This is a genomic window from Amycolatopsis sp. NPDC047767, from assembly GCF_040704195.1.
GTDB lineage: Bacteria > Actinomycetota > Actinomycetes > Mycobacteriales > Pseudonocardiaceae > Amycolatopsis.
On the sequence record NZ_JBEYSJ010000008.1, the window covers coordinates 97,994 to 104,624 of the forward strand.

The window sequence follows — 6,631 nt, forward strand, 5'->3', positions numbered from 1 at the left end:
TTCCGGCGGGTTTCGGGGCCTCGCCACGGGGCGCCGGTTCGTGCTATGTTCATATGAAGAACTTGTGTGCGCGATGCGAACACTGTCGAGTGTCAGCAGGCGCGCGGTCGAGATCCAGGACGGAAAGGCTCGCGATGGCTAGGGTGCTGTCGCTCGGCGAGGCGGTCGCCGAGCTGGTGCACGACGGGGACACCGTCGCGCTGGAGGGGTTCACGCACCTCATCCCGGTCGAGGCCGGGCACGAGATCATCCGGCAGGGGCGCAAGAACCTCACGCTGGTGCGGATGACCCCCGACATCGTGTACGACCAGCTGATCGGCGCCGGGTGCGCGAGCAAGCTGATCTTCTCGTGGGGTGGCAACCCGGGTGTCGGCTCGCTGCACCGGTTCCGCGACGCCGTGCAGCACAGCTGGCCGGTGCCGCTGGAGATCGAGGAGCACAGCCACGCGGGCATGGCCAACCGCTATGTCGCCGGCGCCTCGGGCCTGCCGTTCGCGGTGCTGCGCGGCTACACGGGCACGGACCTGCCGGCGCAGACGGACACGATCAAGCCGATCACCTGCCCGTTCACCGGTGAGCAGCTCACTGCCGTCCCGGCGCTGAACCCCGACGTCACGATCGTGCACGCCCAGCGCGCCGACCGCGCGGGCAACGTGCAGCTGTGGGGCATCGCCGGCGTGCAGAAGGAAGCGGTGCTGGCGGCGAAGCGGTCGCTGGTCACCGTGGAAGAGGTCGTCGACGAGCTGGAGCCGAAGCCGGGCGCGCTGGTGCTGCCGACGTGGGCCGTCACCGCCGTCGCCGAGGTGCCGGGTGGCGCGAAGCCGTCGTACGCGGCGGGCTACTACGAGCGTGACAACTCCGCCTACCAGGCGTGGGACCCGATCGGGCGCGACCGCGACGAGTTCACCAAGTGGCTGAACGAGCTGACCGGGGTGAAGGCATGAGCGAGTACACCTCCGACGAGATGATGAGCATCGCCGCGGCGCGCGCGCTCGGCGAGGGCATGTCCTGCTTCGTGGGCATCGGCCTGCCGAGCACCGCCGCCAACCTGGCGCGGCGCACGCACGCGCCGAACCTCACACTGATCTACGAATCCGGCTGCCTGGGTGCGAAGCCGACCCGGCTGCCGCTCTCGATCGGCGACGGCGAGCTGGCCGACACCGCCGACGCCGTGGTGAGCGTGCCCGAGGTGTTCAACTACTGGCTGCAGCCCGGCCGCATCGACGTCGGCTTCCTCGGTGCCGCGCAGCTCGACAAGTTCGGCAACATCAACACCACCGTGATCGGGTCCGACTACCACGACCCGAAGGTCCGCCTCCCCGGTGCGGGCGGCGCGCCCGAGATCGCCGCCTCCTGCAAGGAGGTGTTCATCGTGCTGCGGCAGAGCCCGCGCGCGTTCGTGGACAAGGTCGACTTCATCACCTCGTTCGGCCACGGCACGGGCAAGGGTGACCGCGAGAAGCTCGGCCTCCGTGGCGCGGGCCCGACGCTGGTGGTCACCGACCTCGGCCTCATGCGGCCCGACCCGGAGACCGCCGAGCTCACGCTGACCGAGTTGCACCCCGGCATCGAGGTCGAGCAGGCGATCGCGGCGACAGGGTGGAAACTGAAGGTGGCGGCGGACCTCAAGACCACCCCGGCGCCCACGGACGAAGAACTGACCCTGCTCCGATCCCTGAAGAAGGCCGGCGAATGAGCGACGTATTCCTGTTCGACGCGATCCGCACCCCCTTCGGCCGCCACGGCGGCGCGCTGGCGAAGGTGCGCCCCGACGACCTCGCCGCCACCGTGCTGAAGTCGCTGGCCGAGCGCAACGACCTCGATCCGTCCACTGTGGACGAGGTGCTGCTCGGCGACGCCAACGGCGCCGGTGAGGACAACCGCAACGTGGCGCGCATGGCGACGCTGCTCGCGGGCTGGCCGGTGACTGTGCCGGGCGGCACGCTCAACCGCCTGTGCGGCTCGGGTCTCGACGCCGTGATGCAGGCCAGCCGCACGATCCAGGTGGGCGACGCGTCGCTGATCGCCGCCGGCGGTGTGGAGTCGATGAGCCGCGCGCCGCTGGTGATGGCCAAGCCGGACAAGGCGTTCCCGGCCGCCAACCAGACGCTGTACAACTCCGCGCTGGGCTGGCGCATGGTGAACCCGGCCATGCCGCAGGAGTACGTGATCTCCAACGGCGACTCCACCGAATACCTCGCCGAGCGTTACGGCATCACGCGCGAGGAGCAGGACGAGTTCGCGGTGCGCAGCCACGTCAACGCCGCCCGCGCGTGGGACGAGGGCTTCTACGACAACCACGTGGTGCCGGTCGAGGGCGTCGAGCTGACCCGGGACGAGGGCATCCGGCCCGACTCCACGATGGAGAAGCTGGCCAAGCTGAAGCCCGCGTTCAAGCGCGACGGCGGCACGGTCACGGCCGGCAACTCCTCGCCGATCAACGACGGCGCATCGGCGGTGCTGCTGGGCGACGAGGCCGCCGGCAAGCGGCTCGGCAAGGCGCCGCTGGCCCGGATCGCCGGCCGCGGTGCGGCGGGTGTCGAGCCCAACATCTTCGGCGTCGGTCCGGTCCGCGCGGCCGAGATCGCGCTGGAGCGCGCCGGCATCGGCTGGGGCGACGTCGCGGCCGTGGAGCTCAACGAGGCGTTCGCCGCCCAGTCGCTGGCGTGCCTCAAGGAGTGGAAGGAGCTCGACCCCGAGCTCATGAACGTCCACGGCGGGGCCATTGCGATCGGGCACCCGCTCGGCGCGTCGGGCGGCCGGATCCTCGGCACGCTCGCCTACCGGCTGCAGCAGACGGGCGGGCGCTACGGCGTCGCCGCGATCTGCATCGGCGTGGGCCAGGGGCTCGCCGTCGTCCTCGAACGCCAGTGACACCCCTGCTCTGAAACCACCGACCGGATAGGAGGAAACGTGGCCGCTCCCACCGATCTCCGCCTGCCCCGCTACCCGCGGGAGCCGGAGGACGCCAACGCCCCACTGGACTTCGCGGGGTACCGCTCCACGACGCTGCGCCACCCGTCGCAGCCGCTGGTGCTGCTCCCGCAGATGCTCACCGAGGTCACCGGGCCGCTGCTCGGCCCGGGTCGCCTCGGCGAGCTCGACAACGACCTGACCCGCCAGCACGACGGCGAGCCGCAGGGCCAGCGCATCATCGTCACCGGCCGGCTGCTCGACGGCGACGGCCGGCCGATCCGCAACTCGCTCGTCGAGATCTGGCAGGCCAACGCAGGCGGCCGCTACCGCCACACCGGCGACCGCTGGCCCTCGCCGATCGACCCGAACTTCTCCGGGCTCGGCCGCGCGCTGACCGACGACGACGGGCGCTACGAGTTCACCACCATCAAGCCTGGCGCATACCCGTGGAAGAACCACGACAACGCCTGGCGCCCCGCGCACATCCACTTCTCCGTGTTCGGCTCGGCGTTCACGCAGCGGCTGGTCACGCAGATGTACTTCCCGGAAGACCCGCTGTTCTCGCAGGACCCGATCTTCAACTCGATCCCCGACGAGAAGGCGCGGCAGCGGATGATCTCGCGCTTCAACCTGGAGCGCACGGTGCCGGAGTGGGCACTGGCGTTCGACTTCGACATCGTCGTGCGCGGCCGTGAGCAGTCGGTGTTCGAGGACGAGGAGGACGAGGACTGATGGGCGAGCTGCTCACGACGCCGTCGCAGACCGTCGGCCCGTACCTGTCGATCGGGTTGCCGTGGGAAGACGGGCCGTTCGTGGTGCCCGAGGGCACCGAAGGCGCGTTCTGGATCCGCGGCACCGTCACCGACGGCGCGGGCGAGGTCGTGCCCGACGCCTTGATCGAGACCTGGCAGGCCGACCCGCAGGGCGGGTTCGACCACCCGGACGACCCGCGGGGCCGCAGCGAGTCGGGGTTCCGCGCGTTCGGCCGGTGCCCCACCGACGAGAACGGCGAGTACCGCATCCTCACGCTCCTGCCGGGTGTCCTGCCCGGTGAGCAGGGTGAGCAGGCGCGCCACATCGACGTGTCGGTGTTCGCGCGCGGGCTGCTCAACCGGGTCGTCACGCGGATCTACTTCGAGGACCAGGACAACTCGGGCGACGCGGTGCTGGCGAGCGTGCCGGCCGAACGCCGCGACACGCTCGTGGCGAAGAAGACCGAAGACGGTTACCGCTTCGACGTGCGGCTGCAGGGCGAGGGCGAGACGGTCTTCTTCGCGCTCTGATCGATAAACTGTCCACTTTGGAGGTACAGGCGTGAGCGGCGTGGCGGTGCACCGGGTCGTCGAGGGCCCGGACGACGGCCCGGTGGTGGTGTTCTCCAACTCGATCGGCAGCGACCACCGCATGTGGGACCCGCAGGTGGCGCCGCTCGTCGAGCGCGGCTACCGGGTCGTGCGGTACGACACGCGCGGCCACGGCGCTTCGCCCGTGCCGGACGGTCCGTACGAGCTGGCCGACCTCGGCGGTGACGTGCTGGCGCTGCTGGACGATCTGGGCGTGGAGCGGGCGCACCTCGTCGGGCTTTCGCTGGGCGGGATGACCGGGATGTGGCTGGGCGTCAACGCAGCCGAGCGGTTGCGGAGCCTCACGTTGTGCTGCACGTCGGCGAAGCTCGGCCCTCCGCAGATGTGGGCGGACCGCGCGAAGGTGGTGCGGGCCGAGGGCACCGGCGCCATCGCCGAGGCCGGGGTGGGGCGCTGGGTCACGCCGGCGTACGCGCAGTCGCACCCGGACGAGGTGGCGTTCCTGCGCGCGATGGTGGCCGACTGCCCGGACGAGGGGTACGCGGCCTGCTGCGGCGTGATCGAGCGCATGGACCAGCTCGCCGACCTGCCGAAGATCACCACGCCGACGCTGGTGATCTCCGGCGCCGACGACCCCGCGACTCCGCCCGACACCCACGGCCGGCTCGTCGCCGAAGGTATTCCGGGCGCGCGGTTCGAGGTCGTCGCTTCGGCCGCGCACCTGGGCAACTACGAGCAGCCGGCGGAGTTCACGCGGCTGATCCTCGAGCAGATCACGGAGGCAGTGTGATGGCCGACGTTCCGGGTGAACGTTTCGAAGCGGGCATGAAGGTGCGCCGCGAGGTGCTGGGCGACGAGCACGTGGACGCGTCGGTGGCGCGGACCACGGAGTTCAGCAAGCCGTTCCAGGAGTACATCACCGAAGCGGCGTGGGGCTCGATCTGGACGCGCGACGGCCTGGACCGCAAGACGCGCAGCTGCATCACGCTGGCGGCGCTCACCGCGTTGCACTGCCACGACGAGCTGGCCATGCACGTGCGCGCGGCCGTCCGCAACGGCCTCACCGCCGCGGAGATCCGCGAGGTGCTGATGCACACCGGCGTGTACGCGGGCGTGCCCGCGGCGAACACGGCGATGGCCATCGCCCAGCGCACGCTGGCCGAACTGGGCGAGCCCACCGCGCAGGTCCCCGACGCCGGATAGGGTTCGCGGCATGGACTCCGACGAACCGGCCGAACGCGGCGCACACCACGTGCAGTCGCTGGAGCGCGGGCTGGCGGTGATCAAGGCCTTCAGCGCCCAGGCACCGCACCCCACGCTCAGCGACGTCGCGCGGATCACGGGCCTCACGCGCGCCGCCGCGCGCCGGTTCCTGCTCACGCTCGTGGACCTCGGATACGTCCGCACGGACGGCAAGTACTTCTCGCTGACCGCGCGCGTGCTCGACCTGGGGTACGCGTACCTGTCGAGCCTGTCGCTGTCGGAGGTCGCGCAACCGCACCTGGAGCGGCTTTCCGCGCAGGTGCGGGAATCCAGCTCCGTGTCGGTGCTGGAGCCGCCGGACATCGTCTACGTCGCGCGCGTGGCCGTCTCGCGCATCATGACCGTGAGCATCAACGTCGGCACGCGCTTCCCGGCCTACGCCACGTCCATGGGTCACGTGCTGCTCGCCGACATGTCGGCGGCGGAGCTCGAGGCGTACTTCCTGATCACCGACCTCGACCGCCTCACGTCCCACACCCTCACCGACCGCCTTACCCTCGAGGCCGAGCTCGCCCACGTCGCCGAGCAGGGCTGGGCCATGGTCGACCAGGAGCTCGAGGAGGGCCTGCGCTCGGTCGCCGCGCCGATCCGCAACCGCCAGGGCCGTGCGGTCGCCGCCGTGAACATCTCCACGCACGCCAGCCGCACCCCCGCCCACTCCGTCCGCGAAGACCTGGTCCCACCCCTGCTCGCCACGGCCCACGCCATCGCCGCCGACCTCGCCGGCTCGAGCCCCGCGCAGGCCACCCGTGGCTGACCCCCGCTTCGCCAGCCCTGCGGCGCGCGAGCAGCCGACCGGCCCGCCCGCGGCGCCGCGCGAATCAGCCGCCGCGACGACGCTCGCCGGGTCTGCGGTGGGCCGGCCGCGTGCCGGTGTGGTTGCGCCGGATGGGGCGTCGGCCGCGGCCGGTGTGCTGAGAGCTGGCTCGGCTGGCACGCCGCCTGTGTCCGCAGCGAGTTCGGGCGCTGCGGGTGGGGCGCCTGCTGGGTTTGGAATGGGCAGGTCGGGTGCCGGTGTGGTTGCGGCGGTTGGGGCGCCGGCCGCGGCGGGGGCTGGCTCGGCTGGCACGCCGCCTGTGTCCGCAGCGAGTTCGGGCGCTGCGGGTGGGGCGCCTGCTGGGTTTGGAATGGGCAGGTCGGGTGCCGGT

At 71.5% G+C, this 6,631-nt stretch carries 8 protein-coding genes; all 8 read left to right on the forward strand.

What is annotated here, in order from left to right:
- Window positions 1-134 precede the first annotated feature (134 nt).
- Genes AB0878_RS16890 through AB0878_RS16925 form a run of 8 tightly spaced genes read left to right on the forward strand, consistent with a single transcriptional unit; the run spans window position 135 to window position 6,240 of the window.
- The gene (locus tag AB0878_RS16890; RefSeq protein WP_366580739.1) at window positions 135-944 is read left to right on the forward strand and encodes a CoA transferase subunit A; all 810 of its coding nucleotides are present in this window, start codon (window positions 135-137) and stop codon (window positions 942-944) included.
- Window positions 941-1,696: a CoA-transferase subunit beta gene (locus AB0878_RS16895; protein ID WP_366580741.1), complete on the forward strand. Its 756-nt coding sequence runs from the start codon at window positions 941-943 to the stop codon at window positions 1,694-1,696. Before AB0878_RS16890 ends, AB0878_RS16895 begins: the two co-directional genes overlap by 4 nt.
- On the forward strand, window positions 1,693-2,874 hold the full coding sequence (locus tag AB0878_RS16900) for a thiolase family protein (protein WP_366580743.1): 1,182 nt from the start codon (window positions 1,693-1,695) through the stop codon (window positions 2,872-2,874). Before AB0878_RS16895 ends, AB0878_RS16900 begins: the two co-directional genes overlap by 4 nt.
- A 39-nt stretch (window positions 2,875-2,913) precedes the next feature.
- Window positions 2,914-3,648 (forward strand): protocatechuate 3,4-dioxygenase subunit beta, encoded by a 735-nt coding sequence (gene pcaH, locus AB0878_RS16905; protein ID WP_366580745.1) that lies wholly within the window; start codon window positions 2,914-2,916, stop codon window positions 3,646-3,648.
- Window positions 3,648-4,199 (forward strand): protocatechuate 3,4-dioxygenase subunit alpha, encoded by a 552-nt coding sequence (gene pcaG, locus AB0878_RS16910; protein WP_364065682.1) that lies wholly within the window; start codon window positions 3,648-3,650, stop codon window positions 4,197-4,199. The genes pcaH and pcaG overlap by 1 nt, the downstream gene beginning before the upstream one ends.
- Window positions 4,200-4,230: 31 nt before the next feature.
- Complete coding sequence (gene pcaD / locus AB0878_RS16915) at window positions 4,231-5,010, forward strand: 3-oxoadipate enol-lactonase (protein ID WP_366580747.1); 780 nt, start codon at window positions 4,231-4,233, stop codon at window positions 5,008-5,010.
- Entirely contained in the window at window positions 5,010-5,423 is a 414-nt protein-coding gene (pcaC, locus tag AB0878_RS16920; protein ID WP_366580749.1) for a 4-carboxymuconolactone decarboxylase, read from the forward strand. Before pcaD ends, pcaC begins: the two co-directional genes overlap by 1 nt.
- A 10-nt stretch (window positions 5,424-5,433) precedes the next feature.
- On the forward strand, window positions 5,434-6,240 hold the full coding sequence (locus AB0878_RS16925) for an IclR family transcriptional regulator C-terminal domain-containing protein (RefSeq protein ID WP_366580751.1): 807 nt from the start codon (window positions 5,434-5,436) through the stop codon (window positions 6,238-6,240).
- The last annotated feature ends 391 nt before the right edge of the window (window positions 6,241-6,631 follow it).

What these genes read in the sequence shown, in the direction of transcription:
- AB0878_RS16890 (WP_366580739.1), top strand. Translation starts at nt 135, where the DNA reads ATGGCTAGGGTGCTGTCGCTCGGCGAGGCGGTCGCCGAGCTGGTGCAC.
- AB0878_RS16895 (WP_366580741.1), top strand. Translation starts at nt 941, where the DNA reads ATGAGCGAGTACACCTCCGACGAGATGATGAGCATCGCCGCGGCGCGC.
- AB0878_RS16900 (WP_366580743.1), top strand. Translation starts at nt 1,693, where the DNA reads ATGAGCGACGTATTCCTGTTCGACGCGATCCGCACCCCCTTCGGCCGC.
- pcaG (WP_364065682.1), top strand. Translation starts at nt 3,648, where the DNA reads ATGGGCGAGCTGCTCACGACGCCGTCGCAGACCGTCGGCCCGTACCTG.
- pcaC (WP_366580749.1), top strand. Translation starts at nt 5,010, where the DNA reads ATGGCCGACGTTCCGGGTGAACGTTTCGAAGCGGGCATGAAGGTGCGC.
- AB0878_RS16925 (WP_366580751.1), top strand. Translation starts at nt 5,434, where the DNA reads ATGGACTCCGACGAACCGGCCGAACGCGGCGCACACCACGTGCAGTCG.